1 protein-coding gene is annotated in these 247 nt (G+C 64.4%); it reads left to right on the forward strand.

Going from position 1 to position 247, the window contains the following annotated elements:
- The coding region (locus V0R37_RS22945) for a hypothetical protein (protein ID WP_420376671.1) at positions 1–247 on the forward strand (247 nt) is incomplete at both ends.

The raw sequence follows: 247 nt of genomic DNA on the forward strand, positions 1-247 counted from the left end.
GAAGCGGCGCGCAGGCTGATGTTCCGGCCCTTGTTCGAGGGGCAGAAGTGCTCTCTCGGCTATGCCGTCATCGACTGGCTCGAGGAGTATGCCTGCCATGGCCCTGGGCCGGTGGAGGGGCAGCCGTTGACGTTTGATGATGAGATGCTCGATTTCGTCGTGGACGCCTACGAGCTCGAACCGGCGTCTGGGCGCAGGCTGATCTCTCGTGGCGTGCTGTCGATGCCCAAGGGTCGGGCGAAGTCGG

Source organism: Pollutimonas rozaliensis, from assembly GCF_048751585.1.
Taxonomy (GTDB): domain Bacteria; phylum Pseudomonadota; class Gammaproteobacteria; order Burkholderiales; family Burkholderiaceae_B.